General features: G+C 72.5%; 16 protein-coding genes. 3 read left to right on the forward strand and 13 right to left on the reverse strand.

Annotated elements, in window-relative coordinates; all coding sequences use genetic code 11:
* Positions 1–110 precede the first annotated feature (110 nt).
* Both WMF19_RS25175 and WMF19_RS25180 read left to right on the forward strand, forming a co-directional pair.
* Positions 111–2,327: an ATP-binding protein gene (locus tag WMF19_RS25175; protein WP_437901451.1), complete on the forward strand. Its 2,217-nt coding sequence runs from the start codon at positions 111–113 to the stop codon at positions 2,325–2,327.
* On the forward strand, positions 2,324–2,953 hold the full coding sequence (locus WMF19_RS25180; RefSeq protein WP_437901452.1) for a response regulator transcription factor: 630 nt from the start codon (positions 2,324–2,326) through the stop codon (positions 2,951–2,953). Before WMF19_RS25175 ends, WMF19_RS25180 begins: the two co-directional genes overlap by 4 nt.
* Positions 2,954–3,338: 385 nt before the next feature.
* Here the strand turns inward: WMF19_RS25180 and WMF19_RS25185 are convergent, their stop codons facing one another.
* The 3 genes from WMF19_RS25185 to WMF19_RS25195 are packed head-to-tail and all read right to left on the reverse strand — an operon-like array spanning position 3,339 to position 7,689.
* Positions 3,339–5,012, reverse strand: coding sequence for a hypothetical protein (locus tag WMF19_RS25185; RefSeq protein WP_437901453.1), 1,674 nt, complete (start codon positions 5,010–5,012; stop codon positions 3,339–3,341).
* Positions 5,013–5,014: 2 nt separating this feature from the next.
* Complete coding sequence (locus tag WMF19_RS25190; protein ID WP_437901454.1) at positions 5,015–5,698, reverse strand: RNA polymerase sigma factor; 684 nt, start codon at positions 5,696–5,698, stop codon at positions 5,015–5,017.
* Complete coding sequence (locus WMF19_RS25195; protein ID WP_437901455.1) at positions 5,695–7,689, reverse strand: CHAT domain-containing protein; 1,995 nt, start codon at positions 7,687–7,689, stop codon at positions 5,695–5,697. Before WMF19_RS25195 ends, WMF19_RS25190 begins: the two co-directional genes overlap by 4 nt.
* A 179-nt stretch (positions 7,690–7,868) precedes the next feature.
* Here WMF19_RS25195 and WMF19_RS25200 point away from each other — a divergent pair, with 179 nt between their 5' ends.
* Positions 7,869–9,137, forward strand: a complete 1,269-nt coding sequence (locus WMF19_RS25200) for a hypothetical protein (RefSeq protein WP_437901456.1) — start codon at positions 7,869–7,871, stop codon at positions 9,135–9,137.
* Between the two features lie 26 nt (positions 9,138–9,163).
* Here WMF19_RS25200 and WMF19_RS25205 read toward each other — a convergent pair whose 3' ends face one another.
* The 10 genes from WMF19_RS25205 to WMF19_RS25250 form a co-directional block, all read right to left on the reverse strand.
* The gene (locus tag WMF19_RS25205) at positions 9,164–9,739 is read right to left on the reverse strand and encodes a hypothetical protein (RefSeq protein WP_437901457.1); all 576 of its coding nucleotides are present in this window, start codon (positions 9,737–9,739) and stop codon (positions 9,164–9,166) included.
* 2 nt (positions 9,740–9,741) lie between these two features.
* Positions 9,742–11,484, reverse strand: coding sequence for a hypothetical protein (locus WMF19_RS25210; RefSeq protein ID WP_437901458.1), 1,743 nt, complete (start codon positions 11,482–11,484; stop codon positions 9,742–9,744).
* 11 nt (positions 11,485–11,495) lie between these two features.
* The gene (locus tag WMF19_RS25215) at positions 11,496–12,839 is read right to left on the reverse strand and encodes a metallophosphoesterase (RefSeq protein ID WP_437901459.1); all 1,344 of its coding nucleotides are present in this window, start codon (positions 12,837–12,839) and stop codon (positions 11,496–11,498) included.
* 41 nt (positions 12,840–12,880) lie between these two features.
* Entirely contained in the window at positions 12,881–14,101 is a 1,221-nt protein-coding gene (locus tag WMF19_RS25220) for a hypothetical protein (protein WP_437901460.1), read from the reverse strand.
* A 51-nt stretch (positions 14,102–14,152) separates the two neighbouring features.
* On the reverse strand, positions 14,153–15,874 hold the full coding sequence (locus WMF19_RS25225) for a peptidoglycan-binding domain-containing protein (RefSeq protein WP_437901461.1): 1,722 nt from the start codon (positions 15,872–15,874) through the stop codon (positions 14,153–14,155).
* Positions 15,875–15,962: 88 nt separating this feature from the next.
* Positions 15,963–17,228, reverse strand: coding sequence for a hypothetical protein (locus WMF19_RS25230; RefSeq protein WP_437901462.1), 1,266 nt, complete (start codon positions 17,226–17,228; stop codon positions 15,963–15,965).
* Between the two features lie 78 nt (positions 17,229–17,306).
* Complete coding sequence (locus WMF19_RS25235) at positions 17,307–18,836, reverse strand: contractile injection system tape measure protein (protein ID WP_437901463.1); 1,530 nt, start codon at positions 18,834–18,836, stop codon at positions 17,307–17,309.
* Entirely contained in the window at positions 18,833–20,425 is a 1,593-nt protein-coding gene (locus WMF19_RS25240; RefSeq protein WP_437901464.1) for a hypothetical protein, read from the reverse strand. The genes WMF19_RS25235 and WMF19_RS25240 overlap by 4 nt, the downstream gene beginning before the upstream one ends.
* A 4-nt stretch (positions 20,426–20,429) precedes the next feature.
* The gene (locus WMF19_RS25245) at positions 20,430–22,421 is read right to left on the reverse strand and encodes a hypothetical protein (RefSeq protein ID WP_437901465.1); all 1,992 of its coding nucleotides are present in this window, start codon (positions 22,419–22,421) and stop codon (positions 20,430–20,432) included.
* Positions 22,422–22,484: 63 nt separating this feature from the next.
* Complete coding sequence (locus WMF19_RS25250; protein WP_437901466.1) at positions 22,485–23,516, reverse strand: hypothetical protein; 1,032 nt, start codon at positions 23,514–23,516, stop codon at positions 22,485–22,487.
* Positions 23,517–23,557: the final 41 nt, after the last annotated feature.

Consider the following 23,557-nt stretch of genomic DNA (forward strand, 5'->3'; position numbering starts at 1 on the left):
GAACAGCCGTGATAAGCTCATCTCTCTTGTTGCCGATACCAGCGCGACGAAGGGATCGGGAGCGTTCTGCAGCTCCGTCAAGGCATCACCGGAATTCTTGTTCGGCGCTCATGCTCCTGTTCGCGACCTTCGCGATCGCCTTCTGCGCGCCCGCGCCGGCGCTGGCCGACAAAGCGCCGGCGCAGGTCCTGGTGTTTCAGTCGGATGACCCGACCGCGCCGGCCATGGCCTCGATCACCGGCGAGCTCCGGGAATCGGTGCGGGTCGGGTGGGACGGGCCGGTCACCTTCAAGCTCGAGTTCCTCGATCTGTCGTGGTTCGACACCCCCGATTACGCGCGCGAGCTCCGCCGCTTCTATCGGACCAAATACAGCAGCTATCACCCCGGCGTGATCGTCGCGCTCCGGCTCGACGTGCTCCGGGTCGTGCTCGATCTACGGCGCGAGCTGTGGTCCGGCGTGCCCGTGCTCTTCCTGAGCGAGGACCGGAGCGCCGCCCTCGCGGTGCCCGCCGCGCCGGACGTCACCGGGATCTGGCTCGATTTCGCGTGGCTCCGGACGGCGGAGAGCGCGCTGCGCCTCCTCCCCGACACGCGAGAGGTCGCGCTCGTCATGGGCGCGAGCCCCTGGGAACGCGCGCGCCACGACGGGATCGCCCGCGAACTCAGCCCCCTCGCCGACCGCGTCGCGCTCCTGGACCTCGCGAGCCTGCCGCTCGCCGAGCTCGATCGGCGCCTCGCCACGCTCCCGGAGAACGCCATCGTCCTGTTCGACACGTTCTACATGGATGGCGCCGGCAACCGCTTCGTCGGGCTACAGGCCTTCGAGCGGGTCCGAGCGCAGTCCCAGCGCCCGTTCTTCTCCGTCCACGGCGTCGGGCTCGGCAAAGGGATAGTCGGCGGGGAGATCGTCGACTACGGGCGGGTCGGGCGCGACCTGGGCGGGATCACGCTGCGACTCCTCGGCGGCGAGCCCGCGGCGTCGATCCCGATCCGCGCCGCGGACGCGAACGAGCTCGCCTTCGACGCCCGCGAGCTCGCCGTCTTCCGGATCCCCGAGGACCGCCTGCCGCCCGGCGCCGAGGTCCACTTCCGGGTGCCGTCCTTCTGGGATCTCTACCGCCGGTGGGCGGCGGGCGCCGCGGGCGCGGTCACGCTCCAGACCACCCTGATCGCCGGGCTCGTCATCGAGCGGCGGCGGCGCGGGCGCGCTCAGGCGATGAGCGACGCCGTGCTCGCCTCGATGGTCGGCTTCGTGGCCGTCGTGGACAGGACCGGGGTGATGCACCGCACGAACTGGACGTGGGCGCGCGCGTCGCGCGAGGGCGCGCCGGGCCCGCTCGAGCTTGTCGCAGAGGGAGAGAGCTACCTCGGCGCGTTCCGGCGGGCCGCGGCGGCGGGCGACGCTGGCGCCGGGCAGGTCGTGGAGCTCGTGGAGGGGGTGCTCGCTGGGCGCGACGTCGAGGGCACGGTCGAGTACCGTCACGATGGCGCCGAGCGCTGGACCGAGGTGCGGGCGCGGCGGCTCTCGTGGAAGGACGGAGGGGCGGTCGTCTCCCACTTCGACGTGACGGGCCGGAAGCGCGCCGAGAGCCAGGCGCGCGAGTCGCTCAGCGCGCTCTCGCACCTCAACCGCGTGGCGGCGATGGGCGAGCTCGCGTCCTCGATCGCGCACGAGATCAACCAGCCGCTCTCCGCGGTGCTCACGAGCGCGCAGACCGCGGAGATCCTGCTGGGCCGCGCGGCGCCGGACGTCGCGGAGGTGAGCGCTGCCCTCGAGGAGATCGTCGCCGGCGCCCGGCGGGCCGGCCAGGTGATACGGCGGATGCGCGTGCTGCTGAAGAAGGGCGAGGCGCAGAGGGAACGGTGCGACCTCAACGAGGCGGCGCGCGAGGTGGCGCGGCTCGTGGGCAACGACGCGCTCCTGCGCGGAGCGACGATCGCGCTGGAGCTCGCGCCCGACCTGCCCGCCGTGCGCGGCGACGCGGTCCAGCTCCAGCAGGTGGCGCTGAACCTGATCTCGAACGCGCTCGACGCCGTCTCCGGGCGGCCGTACGGCGACCGCCGGGTGATCGTGAGGACGGCGCGCGCCGGCGGGCGCGTGGCGCTCGTGGTGGAGGACTCGGGCGAGGGGGGCGCGATGGACGATCTCGAGCGGTTCTTCGAGCCGTTCTTCACGACGAAGTCGGAGGGCCTGGGTCTCGGGCTCTGCATCAGCCGGTCGATCGCGGCCGCGCACGGCGGTCGGCTGTGGGCCGAGCGCGCGCCTGCGGGCGGCGTGGCTGCGCGCCTCGATCTGCCGGGCGAGGCGGCGCAGGAGGAACGATGACGGGCGTGACGGCGAAGGTCGTGGTGATCGACGACGACGGCGCGGTGCTGCGGAGCGTGGGCCGGCTGCTCGGCGCCTCGGGCTACGAGGTGGAGCTGTTCGAGGGAGCGCGCGCGTTCCTGGCGTCCGCGGCGGCGGCGCCGGACGCGCGGGCCGGCTGCGTGATCGTGGATCTGGCGATGCCGGAGCTCGGCGGGCTCGACCTTCAGGCGGCGCTCAGGGCGTCCGGGTGCCGGCTGCCGCTCATCTTCATCACCGGGCACGGTGACGTGCGCGCGTCGGTGCAGGCGATGAAGGAGGGCGCTGTCGACTTCCTGCTGAAGCCGCTCGAGGCAGACGAGGTCCTCGCGGCGGTGAGGCGCGCGATGGACCTCGACGCGCGGGCGCGGGCGGCGCGGGTGGAGCGGGAGGCGCTCGCGGCGCGGCTCGACGCGCTCACGCCGCGCGAGCGGCAGGTGTGCGACCGGATCGCGCGCGGGGAGCTGAACAAGCAGATCGCGGCGGAGCTGGGGCTCGCCGAGTCGACCGTGAAGCAGCACCGGGCGAGCGCGACGGCGAAGCTCGGGGTGACGTCGGCGGCGGAGCTCGCGGCGCTGCTGGAGCGGAGCCGCAGGCGCGACGGGTAAACGCCGCGCCGGGGTCTCTCGACCTGCGAGGTCTGTCCGATGACCGAACGCCTGGAGAGCCGATACGGCCTCACGATCGACGATGTCGGCGGGCGCCGGATCCGGGCGTGACGAACAGCCCGCTTTCCTGAGCCCAAACGCCGCACGAAGTCATGGGTCCCGTCGCGCGTCAAGCTGTCCGAAGGGACGATGGCGCGCACGCCTGCGCCGGCGTTAAGTACGTGGCCGCACGCTCCTGAGCGGGTGATGGACCGCATCGGCAAGCGCGGCGCCCGAGCAGAGAGCGCGGCCGCGGCAACCTCGATCATGAAGCACACGTGATGTGCAGATGCCGGCAAACACTGCCTGGTCGATGATGTGGGTTGCACGACCCCGCGGAGCTCCCTCATCGCCCGAGTCGCTCGCGGCCGCCTGCGCGATAGGCGTCGACCCAGCTCCACAACGTCTCCAGCGACACCCTCGCGCGCGCCGCGATCGCGCGCGGCGCCTCGTCTCCGCGGATCATCGCCAGCACGGCCGCCTCCCGCGCCGGCGCCGCGGGCGCAGCGTCGGCGCCCGGCGCCTCCGGCTGGGTACACGCCACCTCGGCAGGCGCGCGCGCCTCGGCGCGCAGCGCGAGCTGCTGGAGCGGCAGCCGCGCCGCCGGATCGCCGAGCAGCACGTAGCCGCGGAGATCGTTGCGCAGCATCCACAGGTGAGCGCGATCGGGGCGATCGGTGGGATCTGCGCGGCCCGCCGCGCGCGCGTCGGCCTCGAGCTGGTAGCTCTGCGCGAGATCGTCGTTCGCGCCGCGGTAGAACTCCATCAGCGCCTCCAGCGCGATCCCCGCGCGACTGCCGCGGACCAGCACCTCGAGCGGGCGATAGATGCGGGACTTCTTGCTCTCCGACAGGCTCTTCGTGCCCGAGAAGCTGTACGTCCACGCGAGGTCGACGTGGCCGATGACGGCGAGCGGCCCCGCCGGGTTGGCCAGCGCGGCCTGCGGCAAGGCCGCGACGAAGGGGCGCTGGCCAGACGCGGGGAGGCTGTGCAGCACGGCCTTCAGGCTGCCACCATAACGGTCCTCCTGCGCGAGCTGCGACAGCCACGCGTGATAGACGCTCTCCGCCGGCGTACCCGCGCCGAGGCAGGCCAGATAGAACCACATGCCTCCCGGCAAGAACGCCTGGCCCCGCAGCCGCTCGGCGTCGAGGATCTCGTCGTGGGCGATCACGAGCGCCCCCTGGCGCCGCCACGCGTCCTCCTCCCTGCGCCAGCCACGCCGGGGCGCGCCCAGGCCGTGGCTCACCGAGAGCAGCACCGAGGGACGCGCGCCGCCGCCCCCGGCGACCAGATCGTCCACGCTGGCGGCGGAGATCTCGCGCACCGAGGCCACGGGGAGCTTGCCCCTGGCGTGCGCTTCCATCGACGTGGCCAGGCTCGGGCCGACGAGCCTGAGCTTGCCCGTGACCGTGGCCGCCGAGCCGTCGGGCGCGGCATAGAAGAGCAGCTCCGGCGAGGTCTCGGGCGTGCCACGCTGCGCGTAGCGAACGACCTTCTCCGCGTAGGCGGCATAGCCGGCGAGATCCGTCTCTCCCGCGCCGTCCGCGAAGTGGACGCGCCCCGCGAGCGCGTCATTGGCGAGCGCGTGCTGGAGCTCCACCGAGGTGTGATGGAGATCGCCGAGCATCATCAGGTAAAGGGGCCTGTCCTCCTCCGCCACCTCCTCGGACCAGTAGATATCTCTCCGGAAGTCCGCGGATCGCTTGGCGTCCATCCCGTGCGGCACGCGGTACACGCGCGCGGGCGAGCCCTGCTCGGCCTCGCGCAGCGCGACGAGCGGCTGGATGGCCTCGAGCATCCGGTCGCCCTCCCGGCCCTCGGGCGCGATCACCGCCCATCGCTGGAGGGTGAGGTCGTTGCGATCGGCGTCGGTGCGGCGCCAGTGGTTGGCATCGCGGGCCTTCCTGGGCTTCGGCGCGCGCTGGGCGGCGTCGTCAGGCAGCCCCTCGTCGAGCACGGGGCGGCGCTCGTCGGCGTCGGCGAGCAAGAGGTCCAGCCGGTCCTCGCGGGGGTTCATGGTCATTGGCTCCTCGATGGGCCGGAGCCCGGGTGGAGAGGATCCATGTCCGCCGCGGCGCGCGCCCTGCCCCGACGCAGGCCGGCGCGAGCGGCGGAGTGGTCCCCGGCGGGGCGGCGCGGCGCCCGCTCCCGTTGCAGGAGGACCGAACGCCGCACGCTCTGCCGCGCGATCTGCACGCGCTTGCGCAGGTTCTCCTCCGATTCGACCAGGAGCGCGGCCATCTCCGCGTACGACAGCTCTTCTTCAACCCGCAGCAAGAGAGGAGCGCGCAGCGCCGGACACAAGGCGCGAAGGGCACTCTCCAGCCGGGCGAGCATCTCCCGCTCGAGGAGGGTCCGCTCGGGATCGCGCGCAGCGGCCTGGGAGGTCGCCGCGAGCTCGCCCAGATCCTCGTCCACGATCAACAGGAGCCTTCCGCGCCGCGTCCGCTCGCGGTGGAGGTCCACGCAGGCATGGCGCACGACCTCCTGAAGCCACGCCGCTGGGCGGCGGATACCGCCTGTGGAGGCGTTGGCCTGGAGCATCGACAACGTCGCTCGGCTGAACGCTTCCTCACCGTCCGCTCGGCCGAGCGAGCGCCGGCAGGAGCGGAGGAGCTCCGCCCGCTGCTCGACCCAGCAGCGCAGGAGCGCGTCGACGACGGGATCGCGGAGGGGCGTCGCCTGGAAGGGAGGGTGTGTCACGAGGCGTCCTCCAGCGCGAAGGCGTCTAGTTGCTCCGCGAGCTCCACCAGATCTCCGGTGGTGGCCGCGATGTGGCCCGTGCCGGGCAGGCCGCCGCCGTTGCCCCAGATCTCGATCTCGCTCCCTTCGACCCCAGGCGCGAGGACGGCCAGGCTGTCCGGGGGCGCCGGGCGTTGATCGTAGAGCCAGCGCAGCAGCATGCGGTGGCGGAAGTCGAGGCTCGAGAGCGCGACGAAGAGGCCGGGCTGGACGCGCGGCCGCGCCAGGAGCTCCTCCATCCATAGCGGCGGCCGGGCGCCATCGGCGCCGAGGGGGCCGTGGATGTGATCGTCCTCGGTGAGCAGCGGCGGCGAGAAGATGGGGCGCGGCTCGGCCGAGTAGCCGCCGTACAGGCGGAGCACGACGATCTCGCTGTCGAGATCGAAGCGCTTGGGCATGACGGGATCCATCTTCCACGTCGCCGCCCCCGCGGCGCGCTTGACGACGCGCGGCTTGCCGCCGGCGCCCAGGAGCGACGGCTGGATGGCGTACACGGTCCGCTGCGGCAGCTTCTGCGCGATCGCGTGCTCGAGGCAGGGCCGCCAGAGCAGCGTGACGTGGACCCCCGGCCGGACGAAGCGCGCGAGCGCCTCGACGAGCGGCGGGGCCGTCGCGGCGGGCGAAGTGGTCAACGCCTGCTGGAAGAGCGAGTGCAGCACCTCCTGCCCGAACCGGAGCACGCAGCGCTGGGTGAGCGCGCTCAGCGACATCCCCTGCGCCGCCGGGTCGCCGCTCTCCTGCATGAACTGCTCGAGCTCCCTCAGGAGCGCGGCGCGATCGTCCTCGAGATCGCCGAGCACCATCGTGAACGGCCGCTCGAGCAGGCTCTGGAGCGCGGGCGCGAGCGCCCTCGATCGGCCCTTCTTCCCCGGCCTCGCCACGCGGCGGCCCTGGAAGTTGAAGACCACCGAGTCCGAGCCGCGGAGGTACAGGATCGGCGAGAACGCCTCGGCGCTCTGGGAGAGCAGCGTCCGCCGCGCCGCCGCCACGCTCGCGCCGATGTCGCCCTGGCTCAGCGAGGCGCCCGTGAGCGCCCGGTAGAGCTCGGTCGAGCACGCGCGCGCCACGTCGGCCTTCACCGGCCAGAGGTGCGCCACCACGGCGTCCGCGCCCGCCCTGGCCAGGATCTCCGCCGCGCTGCCGAGCGCGCCGGCCCTGGCGCCCTCGCAGGCCTCGAGGATCACGAGGCGCAGCTCCTCGCAGAAGGCGGCGGAGAGCTCGCGCCCCAGCGCCTCGGCGGTGATCCAGGCCTCCTCGCCGTCCTCGTCGTCCGCCACGCGCAGGACGGGCTTGCCCGAGAGATCCACGCCGCCGTGGCCGAGCCAGTGCACGACGTGCGGGCTCTTGCCGCGACGGAGCCGATCGAAGAGGGCCCGCGCGCCGATCTCCGGCCCGGCGATCGGATCGAGCCACTCGACCTCGCCGGCGTCGATCGACGGGGCGAGCGCCTCGCGCAGCACGTCGAGGGCCCGCTCGCCGGTGCCCGGCGCGATGCCGAGCACCCGGACGGCGCCCTTGACCTCGCGCGGCTCCCACGGCTCCGACGAGGTGACGCCGCGCGCGAAGAGCACCCTGGGGTCGGTCCCCAGGAACCCTTCGGACGTCCCCGGCCTGCAGAGGGCCTCCCAGGGGATGGCCTGGAGCGCGTGTTCGCGGGCGAAGAGCCGCACCAGGAGCGGACCGCCCTTCGACACCTCGCCGAGCCGCACGAGGACGTCGCGCAGCTCCCCTTTGAAGACCCCCTCATGAAGCGCCTGCGAGTCGCTCACCGCCGCTGGATCGAGCGATTTACCGCCGCGGACCGCCCTCCCGACCTTGTTGGCGAAGGCCTGCAGGGCATCGAGGCCCCGCTCGGAGGATATCGCGTGTCCCGCGGGGCGCTCTCCCCGGCTGCCACGCGCGCTGACGCGCACCTCATCACCGCTGATGTCGAGCTCGATCTCCAACCACATCGAAAGACAAGCCTCGCTACGTTGTGCGCCCTGCCGTGTCTGACTCCGTGGCTTTGTAGACTGCAGCAGGAGGAATTCTCACCTTAAAAACTATTAAGAACGCATCGGCGGGCTCGTCCCTGGGACGTGATTAATGATGTGTGCCGGCAGGCGTGCGCGACTGAGGAACGGACACGATCATGGGACTCACGGACGATTCTCGTTCACGATGGCTCGGCAGATATGAAACCCCGCGCTCCATCCGCCGTCGCGACGGCCTCCACGTCGTCGCGGCGGCGCGCGCCGGAGACGCGGCGCCCTGCGTGGTCATCGTGCCCGGCCCGGCCGCCAGCGCGGCGCGGGCGAACACCGTATTTGCCGAGATCGAGCGCGTCCACGCGCTCCTCGATCACCCGCTCATCCCGAAGGTCGCGGCGCGCGGGGTCGCCGACGGCATGCCGTACATCGAGCTCGCCTGTGACGCCGTGATCGACGGCGTCGACCTCATGAGCCTCCTGAACGACGCCGGCTGGAAGGTGCCGCCCGGGAGCGCGGCCGGCCTCGTCGCGAGCCTCCGCAAGGCGATGCGGGCGGCCCACGCGGTGGTCGATCCGAAGCACGGGCGGCCCGTCTGCATCGGCCGCGTCTCGTGCGCTGATATCCTCTTCTCACGCGAAGGGCGCTTTTATCTCGTCGGCTACGGCAGGAGTGCCCCGCTCGAGAGAGCGGGAGAACAGCAGATCGACAGGGTCCTGGAGTTCCAGGCGCCCGAGGTGGCGGCGGGCGGCGAGCCGACTCCGGCGGGCGACGAGCTCGCGCTGTCGCTCCTCGTGCGGTCGCTCCGCCATGCGATCCAGGGCAGCGGGGCGAGCGCGCGCGGCGCCGACCGGAACATCCGTTCGATGGACCTCGATTCACCCGAGCCGCTGGAGCGGCGCGTCCCTGGCGCGCCGGCGCGCGCGCGGATGTGCGCTGACGAGGCGTACCTCCTCCACCACCTCGCGCCCTGCAGCGAGGCGCCTGATCCCGAGGGGTTCGCGTCGCTCGTGGCCAGCGTGCTCGCCGGGCGGCCGCTGCCGCTCGCCGCGGAGGCGGCGCCGGCCTGCCCGCCCACGCTGGTCCTCGGCTGCGAGGTGCGCTGGATCGCGGCGAAGGACGGCGTGAAGCACACGCTCGGGCACGCGCTCAGCCGCATCGTGACGGCCCTCGTCGACAGGCACGACGAGGCGCCGGACGCCTCGCTCTCGCTCCAGGACCTGCTCGAGGCCGGCTGGCCCGGCGAGCGGCCGGTGGCGGAAGCGGGGGCCAACCGCGTCTACGTGGCCCTGACCCAGCTCCGCCGCATGGGGCTCAGGGACGTCATCGAGCGCAATGAGCACGGTTATCGCCTCGCGCCGCGCGCCGTCGTCCGGTTCGTCTCGCCCCGGACCGAGCACGCCCGACCTCAGGACACGCGCTCTGCCCCGTGACGGGCGCGGCGCGCCCCCCGGCGTCGCTACCTCGCCTTCTGCTCCCCGGCGAACGTCTCTGCCACCTTGAGCACGAGCCGCTCGCTGAAGCCAGCGATGAACGCGATCGCGAAGGCCTTGCTGTTGTCGGCGTCCCCGAGGTTCAGCACCCTCGACTCGAGGAACGCGTAGGCGGCGAGCCCCGGCAGCGCCCCGAGGACGGCGCGCGAGAGGGTGACCCGCGCGTCCGACACCTGCGCGTGAGCCCTGGCCCGGAGGGAAGACCCCTTGAGCGATCGAGCAGCGCTGAAGATGGCTCCCAAGGCGCCAAAGGAGAAGACGCCGAGGAGGGTCCGACATCCCCAGGCAGGCCATTGCTGGACGGGAGCGCGCGCCGTGGCCGTGAGCGCCACGAGGAGCAGGAGGACGAAAAGGGCGAGCAGCGCGAGTGCCCAGAGCTGCTCCCTGAGGAGCCGGCTGCTGGCGTCGACGCGGTCGACGCGAGCGCGGCGGCGTGACCGCAGGACGAGGCGCCGCCGGGCCCTGCGTGGCGGCGCCTCGCCCACGGGCGCGGCGGCAGGGCGGGCCGGCGGGGCGCCGGGCTCCTCTTCGCGCGTGCGCACCGCTACGGCAGCTCGCCCAGCGCCGCGAGCCCGGCCTCGCAATAGGCATCGTACCAGCGCTGGAGCTCTTCGCGCGTGATACCGTATCTCTCGGCGATCTTCCTGTCGCCCTCCTCGCCGAGGATCTTCTCGTGAACGGCGCGCTGCATGCGCGCCGCGTCCCGCGCGCGCCGCGCCGCCGGGGCCGGCGGCGCGGCGGGCGTCGGAGGGACGGGCGAGCGCACCTCCGCCAGCGCGGGCGGAGCGGCGGGCGGCGGCGGGACGGCCGAGCGCACCTCCGCCGGCGCGGGCGTGGCCTTGACGGCTGCCCTGTCGCGGTCGATCGCGAGCCGCGCCGCCGGATCGCCCAGGAGGACGTACCCCGCGAGATCCTCGCGCAACATCCACAGGTTCGCCCGCCGCTTCGCGCGACCCTGGTCGACGGCGAGGGGCTTGCCCGCCGTCTCGGCCCTCGCCTCCTGGTTGTACATCGCGGCGAGCTCGTGGTTGGCGTTCCCCAGGTAACGGAGGAGCTCGTTGTACGAGTTGCCCACGCGGGCGCCCTTGACCAGCGAGCTGAAGACGCCCTCGAACCGCGACGCCCTGTCCTTGCCGTCGGGCCCCATGTCCTGGAAGCTGTAGGTCCAGGCCAGATCGATGTGGGCCATGACCGCGAGCGGGCCGCGCGGGCTCGCCAGCGCGGCCTGCGGCAGCGCGGCGATGAAGGGCCGATCGCCCGGCCTGGGGAGGCCGGCGAGCACGCCGTCGACCCGCCCGCCGAAGCCGCCCGCGTCGCGCAGGCGGGCGAGCCAGTGGTGATAGGCGCTCTCCGCCGGCGTCCCGCCGCCATAACACGCGAGGAAGAACCAGATCCCGCCGGGCAGAAAGGGCCTGTCGCCGAGGTCCTCGGCCGCGATGCGCACGCCGGAGCCCAGGCTCATCGCTCCTTGCACGGCGCGCTGCTCGTCCGCCGATGTCCATCCCCTGCGGGGCGCGCCCAGGCCGTGGCTCATGGTGAACAGCATCGACGGCTCCGGCCGCGCGAGCTGCTCGAGGAGCGCGCTCCTCGCCGCCTCGGCGCCGTCATACCCCATCTCCTCGATGTCCCTCGCCTTGAAGCCGCCCCGCTGCCGGGTGTCGCGGCACCGCGCCACGCTGGGCGCGACGAGCGCCCTGTGGCCGATGGTGGTCGCCGCGGTGCCGTCCTGCGCCGTGAAGAAGAGCGCCCGCGCCTGCGCCTCCCTCGAAGGGGCGCGCTCCAAGGAGAGGAGTTTGTCCACGTACGCCGCGTAGCCCGCGGCGGACCGGGACACCAGGCGACCGACCAGCGCCTCGCTCGCCATGGCCTGCTGGAGCTCGAGCGAGACCTCGTCGAGGTCGCCGAGCACGAGCAGATACCGCGGCAGATCCTCGAGCGCGATCGACTCGTCATGATAGACGCTCTTGCTCCACCGGATCGCCGCGTCCGCGTCCATGCCGGCGGGGACGCGGTAAGGCACGACGGGCGCGCCCTGGTCCTGCTCGCGCTTGCGGATCAGGGGCTCGACGAGCGCGAGGAGGGCGTCGCCCGCGGGCCCCTCGGGCGCGATGACGGACCAGCGCTGGAGCGAGAGATCGTTCGGATCGTCGGAGAAGTCGGCGAAATCGTGGACCAGGTCCTCTCCGCCGGGCTGCGGCTCGTCCGCGGCGGACTCGAGCGGCAACCCCTCTTCGAGGACGGGTCGTTGATCGTCGGCGTGGCAGAGGAGCAACTCGATGTCGGACATGACTCCTCCCCTCAGCGCGCCACGCCGCCCGGAGGCACGCGCGCGGCCCCCAGGGAGTGGAGCTCTCCCTCGTCCCATTGCACGAGCCGCATCGTCGCGCCGCCGTCCGGGTGCGCGTCGAGGAGCACCGCGGTGAGGCGCTGGACGGTCTTCGCCGCCCTCTGCCTCTCGGGCAGGAGCCTCGGGTTGTCGCGCAGCTCTTCGAGGAACTCGGCCCACGCCTCGTCGCCGGCGTCCGAGCGCGGGAGCTGCATCAGCCAGATCCACGTGCCCGTGTTGGCGAAGGCGACGCCGTCGGCCACCTTCCAGCGGGCCGCGTGGGTGTGGCCGAGCACCACCGCGCCGGCGTCGAACTTCTTCGCCAGGCGCCGGGCGTCGGCCCACTCGGCCTCATCGGGCTCGAGGCGGAAGTACTCGTCACCGAGGGTGCCGGCGAGCCTCTTCTGCATGCCCGCGTAGAGCTTCAGGCCGGCGCGCGCGAGCTTGAGGCTCGCGGTCGACATCGTCTCTTCATCGGCGAACGCCGCGGGCCCGTCGCCGAGCGTGGCCTCGATCGCGGCCGCCTCGTCGGCGTCGAGGCCGGCGTCGGCGAGCCTCTCGGCGAGCCCGAGCTCCTCCTCCTCCTCGGCGAAGGAGGCCGCCGACCCCGCCTTCTTGAAGAGCTGCCAGGCGATGTCGAGCGACGCCGCGCTGAAGAGCTGCTTCACGATCCCGGGCGCGACCGCGAGCGCCGCGAGCGCCGCGCCCTGGAAATCGGGCTTGAGCAGGCTCACGAAGCGCAGTCCGTGCCGGCGCGCGATCGGGTTCATGAGCTGCTTCACGAGGACCGAGCCGGCCGCGTACCTGAACCGGTCGAGCCGGGCCAGGCGCCCATAGTCGACCTTGTTCCAGTTGTCGCTGTGCTCGCCGTGGGTGACGAGGATCCGGGCGCCGCCGACGCCGAGGATCGCGGGGGTGTCGCCGAGCTGGAAGGTCAGTCGCGCCGCGACCTCGGGCGGCTGAGCCATCGCCGCGCGCAGGATCTCCTGCACCTCCGGGACGGCGAGCTCCACGTCGTGGTTGCCGAGGCGGACGATGACCTCACCGCCGCGCGCGAGGACGCGCCCGAACGCCTCCAGCACGGCGGCGCTCGCGGGCGCGGCGGCGATCGCGCGGGCCTGCGCGGCGGCGCGCGCCGGGTCGAGCTCCAGCGGGTCTTCGTTCATGAGGAAGTCGACGCCATCGCCGTTGACCACGACGCGCGCGGGCTCGACCGCGATCCGGTCGAGGAGCGCGGGCAGCGCCTCCCCCCCGGCGAAGACGTCGTAGTCACCCCCGTTGCCGAGGTGCAGATCACTGATGATGAGGGTACGCATGAAGGTTGTCTCCCGGGTTGCCGTGGCGCCCACGCCGCGGCTCAGCGGAGCGCCGCGGGCGGCGCCCAGATCGCCTGGTGAGGGCGGTTGTGCAGGCCCTGGGCCGGGCTCCACGACATCTTCGCGTTGCCCCTGGCATCGCAGAAGACGTCGAGCAGCGGCCGGTTGTCCGGGGCGAGCTTGGTCGGCGCGTCGGACTTCGAGTTGACGCACCAGGTGGGCTCGATGCGATCGTGGAAGGGCGCGCCGCGCAGCGAGCGGAGCAGCCAGGAGATGGGGAGGCCCTCGTCCTCCATCGACATCCACTCCGAGCGATAGAGCAGCTCGCCGTCGCCGCGGCGCCGGAGGAGCAGGCGGGCGCGCCCGCGCGGCTTCAGGTCGCTCTTGATCTCGCCGAGGCCGTCGATCCGGGCGATGCCGCGGAACAACCATTGACCGCCGGAGAGCGCCGGCGGGATGAACGGCCACCAGTGCGACTCCCAGAGCATGCGCGCGCCCCTGGCGGCGGCGGCGTGCGTCGCGGGGTCGTTGAACGAGGTGGTGGTGTCCCAGAGCTGCCATTTGCGCTCGACCGGGTGCTTGCGGATCACCATCGCCACGTGCCCGCTCCCGGCGCCCGCGGCTCCCGACGCCGACCAGAAGAGGCACGAGCCAACCGTGACCTTCTCCCAGAGATCGTCGGGCCAGTCGGCGAGCACCTTCGGGACGGAGGTCCAGCCGTCGCCCAGCCTGGCTGCAGCCGGCAGCGCGTCGGTCCCGCAGCCGATGTCGCCGTACGGGCCGCCGTCCCAGCCGCCGATGCAGAGCGCGGTGGTCACCGACTGCTGGCACTGCCCCACGATCGGGTACCGCCCGCCGCCCGTGATCGCCTTCGCGACCCCCCTTTGCGCGCCGTAGAAGAAGGCTGGCATCGTGTACGGAATGCCGGTCTGGTGCTCGGCGACCGCCCGCGCCCAGTCCTCGCGGTCGCCGGAGGCGGTGTCGTAATCGGGGTGCGAGAAGACGTCGCCGATCCCCTCCCTGGCGCGGGACAGGATGAACTCGGCGAGGCCCTCGGCGTCCTCGGGCCCGCGCAGGCCGTGCTCGGGCGGGTCCAGCAGGTTCACGGTGCGGACGAGCTGCGGTGGCGGCTCGTCGTCGGCGAACGCGACCGGGCGAGCCAGCCACTCCTTGGGCGGCTCGGCGGGCGTTGGGGCCATGTCCACCCACGCGGGGACGCCCGCCCGCGGCGGGGCGCCTTCATCGCTCTTCTCTGCGGTCATCGGTGCTCCTCCTCTCCTCTCCGATTCGATGTCTCTCGCTCTTCTCTGCGGTCATCGGCGCTCCTCCTCTTCTCTTCGATTCGATGCCTCCGCGCCTGTCCCCCGGGCCGCCGCGCTCGCGACGACGGCCTCGTCGAGCGCCGCGATCGTCGCCGCGCCCACCACGCCGTCGGCGGCGAGGCCGCGCTCGGCCTGGAACCGCTTGACGGCCGCCTCGAGGCCCGGACCGAACGCGCCGTCGGCGCCGCCGGGCGCGCTCTCGCCCAGCGCCATCAACGCCTCTTGCAGCGCCTTCACCCCGGGTCCCCTCGCCCCTCTCCGGAGCGCGCTCCGACCCGAGACGATGCCTTCCAGATCGGGTCGCCCGGCGAGGGGGGCGCGCGTGAGGCGCGGAGCCTTCGCCGCGCTCGGCGCCTCCGGCGGGGGCGCCGCCGCGGGCGCTCCCGTCGCGGCGACGAACGGGTCGTCCGCCGGAGGCCCCGCGGCCTGGAGGAAGGGCTCATGCAGGCAATCGAGCCCGTCATCCTTCATGTGCTGGAAGTAGAGCCGGAACTGCCTGAAGTCCGGGATCCACCTGTACTTGCGCGCCTTGCCGTAGAAGTAGCGGCCCACGAGCGCGGCGAGGCGCCGGTCGCGCTCCTCCGACGGCGACCCGGGGCCGAGCTGCGGGACGGCCCACTCGAGACACCCGATCACGTACCCGGGCGCCCAGTGCTTGAGGTGCGCGATCAGGTTGAACAGCGCCTGCGTCGCGATCGCGTCGGCGCCGCGGATGTTGCCCGAGCCATCCATGAACGTGCGGAGCTGGGCCTCGGTCACCGCATCGCGCGTGGCCGGGTTCCTGGCCAGATCGATCAGCAGGTGGAGGAGCGGGACGGAGCGGCGCAGGATCTCGAGCGCTTCCTTGCCCCCGGTGACGACCATGCCGGAGTCGAGATCGACGACGTCGTACACGTTGCCGCCGCGGTAGCGGACGCCGGCGGCGCCCAGCGCCTCGCGCACGGCGTCGTTCGCGGTCGCCCGCTCCATCACCTTGCCCAGCCAGCCGAGGCCGCCCCAGCCCGTCCCCCACGTGACGATCTGGTTATCGTAGGTGTTGATTGCGGCCGTGCTGCCCTCGCGCGCCTGGAACGCGCGAAAGGCCATGATCTTCCGCCGATCGGCGGGGCTCGCCTTCGCCGCCCGGGCGTCGAAATACCCGTGCAGGTAGGCGAGATGAGCCTTGTCCGCGCTGCCTGTGTAGATGTGCCCTGCGCCCCAGGGCTTGAGCCCCGGCTCGACCGGCACGGCGGCGCGGAACTGCGCGATCTCGGCGGTGAGATCCTCGGGCAGCGCGCTCCCTGCCTCCGCCGCGCCCGAGCCGCGCGCGTGATCCTCCCAGACCGGGAGTTCGCCGTCCGCGAACGAGAGGGCCCCGCCCGGGCCCCCCCTGGCCCGGGCGGGATCGGGGCCGGGCGCGGGGAGCGACAGGTCGGCGTACGCGGCGGAGGATCGGAGCTCGGCCACGCCCGCGAGCGAGGTCTGGATCTGCTCCAGCAGCGCGGCGTGGAGCTCCGCGCGCCGGGCCTCCTCGATCTCGTCGAGCCCGATCTCCCAGGTGTACGACGCGCCCTTCCCGCGCAGGATCCGGTGCGCGAAGAGCGCCGGATCGAGCGTGGGAAAGGCTCCGAGCGCGAAGGCCGAGGTGCGTGAGAGCAGGGCTCGCTCGACCTCGTCCGCGTCCGCGTCGCCCCGCGTGGCGGCGATCTCGAACAGGAAGACGTTCCGTGACATGGCAGGTCCCTTTCGGCGGTGACGTCTCCGTATGAAACCGACGAGACCTGGTGTCGTCATCTTAAGAGAAATTAAACTGGGTGTTCCTTCAAGCCCCGTCAGCGCGGCGCGCGTCGAGGAGCGCGGCGCGGTGCTTCACCGAGCCGGCGACAGCGAATGTCGGCTCCCAGGCAAGCGCCTTGTCCCACGCGTTCGCCCGCGCCCGTTCGAGCTGGTAGGAGGTGGTCACGCGGTCCTCCCGCTGCTTCACGAGCTCCTCCTTCATCTTGCCGCTCTCGTCCTTCGGGACCGCCAGCTGCCCCGTCTCCGGGTCGATCTCGCCCTTGCGGAAGTAGATCACCATCCGGATCTCGTCGACCACGGGGCCGTCCTGCTTCTTGCCCGCCTTCTCGCGCGCCTCCTGGGCCTTGAGCACCAGGAGCAGCGCCAGGCTCTCCACCGAGTAAAAGATGCTCGGGCTCCGGACGCCGTACAACGTGTGGACGCGGACCGTCCCCCGCGCGTTTCCCGCGAAGGCGCGGGATAGCTCGTTCCACAGCTTGTCCGCCTCGGGCGCGTAGTCGATCCCGTTCCCCGAGAAATTGATGCTGTCGAGGAGCTCCCCGGCGATGGTCATCTCCACCGACGCCGCGTCCAGATTGCCAGCCTGGCTCTCGGCCTCGGCGGCCCGCCGGGCGGCGGCCTGAGCGGACTTGTAGTCGACCCCGCCCGTCCACAGGTGGGTGCCCGCGCCGCCCGAGATCCCCTTCTGCGGGGCCTCACCCCCGGCCCGCAGCTGCGGGTTCGTGGCGTCGATCCTCGCCGCGAGCTCCTTGGCCATCTGCTCCAGGCGATCGTCGAAGACGCCCTTGTCCGCCGGCGTGGCGTCCGCCTTGGCGACCACCTGCTCGATGAACCGGCGCGCCCAGTCGATGACCCAGCGGAGCTCCAGGCCCGGATAGCGCTCCTCCAGGACGGCGACCCGCTCCGAGAGGCGAAGGTGGGCCGGGTGGGTCTCCCAGTCGAGCTTCGGCGGCGCAGCCTTCCCGGCGGAGCCCGGCAGCGCGGCCGCGAGGGCGGAGGCCGCATCGAGCAGCCGCTCGGCCCCCTCGGCCGGCTTCTGGGCCAGCGCCTCGGACGCGGCCGTGTCGACCCTCGGCGCTCCGGCCGGCGGCGCGCTCGAGCGCGGCGCCCGATCCGCGAACACATCAACCCCGAACGCCCGCTCCAGACATGCGCGCAACGGCTCGGCCAGCGGTCGAGTCGGCGGCGGCGCCCTCCGCGGCAGTTGCATCGGCGCCGGAGGACGCGCGCGCGACGTGCGGGCGGCGTTCCCCGAGGTCTTCGGAGCGGACCGGTCAACAGCGAATTGCATGAGACTCTCCTCGGCGCGGGCGGAGAGATGGGGCGGCCCCGCGCGTCACCGCCAGTCCTGCGATCCACGAAGCCGCGGTCACCACTCCACGCAGAGCGGCGCCGCCATCCAGGGAAGGAGCACCCAGCTCACCCCCCAGGGAAACCGATCCAGCACCACGTCGTGAGAGGCCCGCTCCACGCGCAGGAGCCACGCGTCATCGCGGGCAGAGAGCGCGCCCTTGCGCATCAAGAACGAGCCACGGAATCCGGCGATCGACATCTCCCCCAGGATCGGGGCGCTCGCGATCGCCGCCGTGAGCAGGTGGACGCACTCCTCGGCCTCTGCCTCGGCGACCAGAGGACCGAAGTCGAAGACCTCGGTCATCGGCATGCCAGAGAGCACGCGGGCCAGGGGAAGCTGGTACTCGGCCGGCTCGAGATCCCCCGTGCAGAGGTGCTGGAGCAGGCCGGCCGCGCGGTGGAGGGCGCGCCGATCCTTGAGCTGCTTGTCGGCCAGGAGGCCCAGGCGCTCGAACAGGTGCCCGAGGAAGGGCCAGAGTACCACCAGCCCGGCGTTGTCCACGTAGACGGCGTCGGCGTCGGCGTCGCCGTGCGCCGGATCGACGGACAGCGCCTCGTCCGCGGCCGCGGCCCTCGGATCGCTCGACGGGTCCCCTCCCCGCGCCCCCCGGACCGGCCTCTCCTCGACCGCGCCGGGACGCTGCCCGACCGCGCTCGAGACGGCTGCACCAGGGCTCTGCCCGACCTCCGCGAGCGCGCCCGGCCAGGCCGATGGACTCGGCCCGAGAGACGCGTGGAGCCCCGAGAGGAGAGCCCCGAGGGGCACGCCGGCCTCCAGCGCGATCCGGGCCAGCGCGCCACGCCAGAAGCCCACCCGCCCGTCGCTCGGGCCCTCGTCGATGCACGCGGCCCGCAGGGCGCCCGTCCAGACGCACGCCCGGAAGCCGTCCGGCGTCGCCCCAGCGACCGGCGCCGACGATGGGCCGTGCGCGCGCAGCAGCGCCCCGAGCTCCACCGGCATCGACGGGAGGTCGGCCTGCGAGGACGCCGCGAGCGCGTCGAACAGCGCCCAGAGCTGCGCGTCGCGGCTGTGGCGGACGATCCTCATCAGCGCGCCGCGCTGGGGCTCGAGCGCCCTGATCAGCGCCGCGAGCGGGCGGGCCGCGCGCTGGAGGAGCAGCGCCAAGGTCTCATCCACGAGCCGCGGCCGCGCGCTGTCCGCCCACCAGGGCACGGCGCCGGTGCGGGCGAAGGACGCCACGAGCTCCAGCCGGGAGATCACCTCGGGATCGCCGCCCCGGAGCGCCGGCTCCTCGTCCGCCTCGCGGAGCCGCGCGGCCAGCGCCTCGCGCAGCAGCGGGCCGAGCTTGTCCACCAGATCGCGCTCCAGGTGGTCGGGGTCGATCCGCCCGAGATCCACCTCGAGCCGCGCGACCCGCTGGAGGCGGCCTGGGGCGTCGAGCTCGGTGCAACACCGATCGATGACCGCCTCGAGGCGCCGGGCCTGGACGCGGCCCAGCTCGGCTTGCAGCCGCCACGCCGCGTCGCGATCGTGGACGGTCACCTCCAGGACCTGCCTGCGGATCCGGTGGCGCGGCGCGGTCACGGCTCCGTCGCCGCAGGCTCGGGGGCGGCGCCGAGCTCACCGGGCGAGCTCTCCTCGGCAACAGGGGTAATCGCGACCGATCGCCTGGCGACCCACCCGATCCCGGTGCGCGCCTTGACGGCCATCACGTCCACCGCGCCGCCGAGGGGCAGCGGCGCGATGTCGACCGCGGGATCGAGCGGGCGCGCGTACGCCGGCTCCAGGGCCGCAGGCGCCGATGGATCGCGCGTGATCACGAGATCCATCTCGACCCGGAGCCCCCGGCGAGGAGCCTTGTCCGACCCTTCCGGCTCGGTGGCCGCAATGCCCTTGTTCCTCGACGGGTCCCGCTCGTCGCGCCGGTGAAAATACGCCGGCAGGCCGAGCTCACCGGCCTCGTCGCTCGGGTAGAAGTGGTAGAAGACCCCGGGCTGGCCGCCCGAGACGAGCAGCGTGCCGCTCGCGCCGTCGGCGTTCGCCGCGATCTGCAGCACGAGCGGGGGCGCCGGCTCCGGCCTCACCAGGACGACGGCCGCCTGCTCGAGCTGCACCGCGGACTCGAGCGGCGCGCCGGCCGCCGCGTGGATCTTGCGCGCCTGCACCACGACGAGGCTGTCGTCCGGGAGCGGCCCCACGCCGAGCTCGAGGATACCGCCGTTGCCCGGCGCCGCGTCCCCGTGCTGCACGAAGCCGGCCGGCGCCTCCCAGAGCGCGGGAGGCCGCGGGGTGTACACCTCGACGCCGGGCGCGCCGGGGACGGCGATCGCCCTCTCGGTGGGCCCCGCGCCGGGCACGAAGTCCACGGTGGAGAGCGCGCGGACGTGGGCGCTGTAAAGCACGCTCGGCTGGCTCGCGGCGACGGTGATGGTGGCGCTGCCCTGCGGCAGGACCGGCGATCCCACGGCCGACACCGCGAGATCCCGATCGGCGCGGACCGCGATCGGCAGCTCCGTGGCGAGCACCGCGCGGAGCGGGGCGCGCCCTTCGCTCTCGTCGAACGTCCTCTGGACGTCGACCCGGATCACCGTGTCTTCGGTCACCCGGCTGGCCGTCAGCGTGATGGCGCCGTCCTTGTTCCCGCTCACGCGCTCGGGGGGCGTCATGGGAATGGGGAGCCCCGCACCGTCGATCAGCGCGTACGTCGCGCCCGCCTGGCTGCCCGAGATGCTCACCACCACGCGGCTCCCGTGGTCGACGAGGCGGGGCACCTGGGCGATCTCGGGCGTCGAGACAGGGAGATCCGTGGCCAGCCCGACCTTCACCGTCGCGGTCTGGAGCAGGAAGGTCTCGCGCGTCAGGGGATCGAGCTTCCTCGCGTGGATCCGGAAGGTCTTGTCCACCCTGTCGATGATCGGCCCCTGGAGGATCGCCTTCTCCCCGGTGCCGTCCACGGAGCAGGCGGGCGCCACCGCCGCGTCTCCGTCGAACAGCTCGTACCTGACGCCCGCCTGGGCGGGATCGAGGGTGATCTCGCAGGGGGCGCCGACGTTCACGGTGAGCTGCGCTTCCTGGACGTTCACGTCCCGGATCGGGGTGGTCTCCCCGAGCCCGAGGAGATCGATGAGCCGGTCCCGGGCGCAGCGCACGTCGATAGGTCTCGCGGTGGACATGGTTTTACGAGCTCCGCTCTTCCAGGTGTACGCCCAGCGTCGCGGCGAGGACCTCCCGCCGCTTCTGCAACCACTGCCCGTGAGCCGTCCGGAATGCCGCCCAGGCGTCGGCCGCCATCCAGAGCACATACGGTGTCAGGTGCGCCGGCGTCTCCGCGCGGAGGGTGTTCTCGACGAGCTGCTTGAACGCCAAATCTCTGAATCGCCCCACCCCGTCGGGGAGGACGAACGTCAATCGCAGCGAGTAGGGGTCCTTCTCCCGCGCGGCCGAGAGCACCGCGGGCGGCCTGTCCGTGGGCGCGTCCGTCGGCCCGGGGCGCTCCTGCTTCTCGTCGCCCGGCATGGGGCGGAGCAGGATGTGCTCGACGACGGCGATCTCCTCGCCTCCGGCGAGCCCGAGCGTGATGCGGAGTCGCTCCTCCAGCCCCGACATGTTGGCGGGGCCGGCGGGCGCGAGGCCATCGAACCCCGTCCCCCGCGCGCTGCTGATCCGGGGGTATCGCTGCAAGAGGCGCTGCTTGCGCCGCACGCGCTCCGCCGCAGGGATCGGCGCGGAGGCCGCGTCGTGACCGGCGATCGGCTCGGCGAAGCGGGCGAGGAGGTGATTCAAGAAGCGGTTCTTCCGCTCCAGGGACGCGGCCTCGTCCGGAGTCTCCACGAGGTCGCCGAGCCGGGCGAGGTGCGCGTCGTCGAGCGCGCGGATCTCCTCGAGCCGGAGGCCGGGCTGGTCGAGCGCCTGCGTGAAGTACGTCCGCGTGCCGCCGCCGTGGGAGAACAGATCCTTGGCGTGGGCGAGCTGCGCGAAGGCGTTGGCGAGGAGCTGATCGAAGAACATCAGGTACGCCGCGAGCTGCCGCGCCTGCGCCTTGCGCGCGGGCGTCGCCGAGTCCGGCAGCCCCGCCTCGCCGACCCCGTAGAGCATGGGGAGGTGATGCCGTACCGAGGTGTACGTGCCGACGTTCCGGTTGCGCCCCACGGGCACCGCGAGCGCGCTGTCGCCCGCGCGCCAGGGCGCGTCCGGCGCCCGCTCCGGCTTCGCCTGGGCGATCACCCGCCCGGCGCTCATCAGGGTGATGACCGAGGCATCGAAGTTCATCCTCGGGACCCGATTCGGGTCGACCGGCAGGGACCACTCCTCCTTGGCGCCGCCCGTGGAGACGCGGATCCGGCTCACCGCCCGCACCGACGCGATGTCCGTGATCGCGCGCATCAGATCGGAGGTGTGGATCACGGTCCGCCGCGTCGCGCTCGCGAGCGCCTCGTCGGAGAGGAACCCGCGCTCGAGCCGGGGCCCCTCGAAGATCGCCTCGACGCTGGCGCCGGCGCCGAGCCGCTGCGAGAGCGTCGCGAAGCGGACGGGCGGCGCGATCTCGTCGGCAAGCGCGCCGCCGATCTCGTTCAGCAGCGCCGCGGGGTTGTCCACCGGCGTGATCTCCACGGTCACCTCGACCTGGATGAGCTGCGGCTCCAGCACCGTGATCTCGGCGAAGTCCTCGCACAGAGGGCGGTTCTGGTGGAGCCTCCGAGCGACCTTGGCCCTGACCTGGGTGCCCTGGGTGTGATCCGACGCCTCGATGAGGACGCGGTGGAGGCCGCGCAGGCGGACCGGCTCGGAGGCGACGTCCCTGGGCGCGAGGCGGAGCTCCCGCTCCACGGGGAGATAGTAGAGCTGGAGCGCGTCCGCCGCGGCCGGCTCGACCCAGGCGTTCCTGACGCCTTCCACGTCGAGGACGAGCCGGCGCAGGTCGGCCGGCGTCACCGGGTGCGAGGTGAGGATCTCCGCCGGCAGGTGGAGGCTCTGGTACGGATCGTCCCCGCCGTCGGCGAGCAGATCGGGGATCTCGTACCCGGTGCGGTAGCCGAGATCCGAGAGCGCATAACAGAGCTGCTCCAGGATGGTGATCCCCGGATCGTGGGTGTTGAAGTCCGTCCATTGCCCGCCTGTCATTCGCTCGAGCTGGCGGATGCCTTCCTGGCGCAGAAATTCGTAGTCCATTGTCCGGCTCCAGTCCTCTCCCCCGTTCACCCGTTGTCGGCTCGCGAGCGCCTCCTCGCCCGGTCAGAACGGGAGCTCCAGCACCGTCACGGAAAAGAAGTCATTCACGTCCGTGAGAGCGTTCGACCCTGTGAGGGTCAGCTGGATCGTGTGGTCGCCCGACGCGATGTTCGAGAGTACCAGCCAGTCGGGGGCGAACGTCCGGTGTTTATACCCATCGTTCACCCACATGGTGGTGGAGCCGACCTGATTGCCGTCCAGTCTGATGTTCATCGTTATTAGCCCAGTCCCCGACGTCAAAAACGCGGATCCGGACGTCAACAGGATCAGCGTGCCGCCGCCCGACGTGAACGTGCCGGAGACGGGCAGCGCTCCAGTCCGCTGTCTGAGGACCTGCGTGACCTTCCACTTCGAGCTTCGGAGGGTCCCCGTCACGTTCACGTCGCCGGCGACGTTGAGCTTGTAGCTGCCCGGATCGGCCGTGCCGATGCCCACGTTGCCGTCCTTGATCACGAGCATCGCGGCGCCACTTGCACCTGGATCGAGCGCACCGTCGCTGTGCACGCCGCCCTTGTAGAAGGCGAAATTCGAGCTGCTGCGGAAGTACGTGGTGCTGGCCTGGACGCCGATCCCCTGAGCTGCGGTCGAGAGGTTGAGCATCTGGCGGGAGATCGAGCCGAAGCTCAAGCTGGCCCTGCCGTCGGCGCCGTCGACGAGGACGCTCCCCGCCACCCGGAGCTTGTTGCCGGCCGGATCGGCCGTGCCGATACCCACGTTGCCGGTCGTGGCGTCGATGAAGAGGCGGTTCTGGCCGTCGCCGTCGCCGATGCCAAGGCCCTTCTTGCCGCTGGCTTGCAGGCTCAGCACCCAGGCGGGTTTGGTGTCCGTCGCGAAGCTCTCGTAGAGGTGGATCGCCGGCTTGTCGCCGGCCGTCGACGCCGCGATCTGCACCGGCTGATCGGCCGACTTGACCAGGCCGTCGTCCTTCTGGTTCAGCCCTGCGTCGATGAGGTCCTTGAAATTGCCCTCCGTCGGCAGGGCGTTCTTGACGAAGTACGCCTTCAGCTCAGTACGGCTCTTCTTGTTGATTTCCATGGTGTGCGATTGCCTTTCTCACCGAGCGGCCGACACGTCGC

The organism is Sorangium sp. So ce124, assembly GCF_051525235.1.
In the GTDB taxonomy this organism is placed as follows: domain Bacteria; phylum Myxococcota_A; class Polyangia; order Polyangiales; family Polyangiaceae; genus Sorangium; species Sorangium atrum.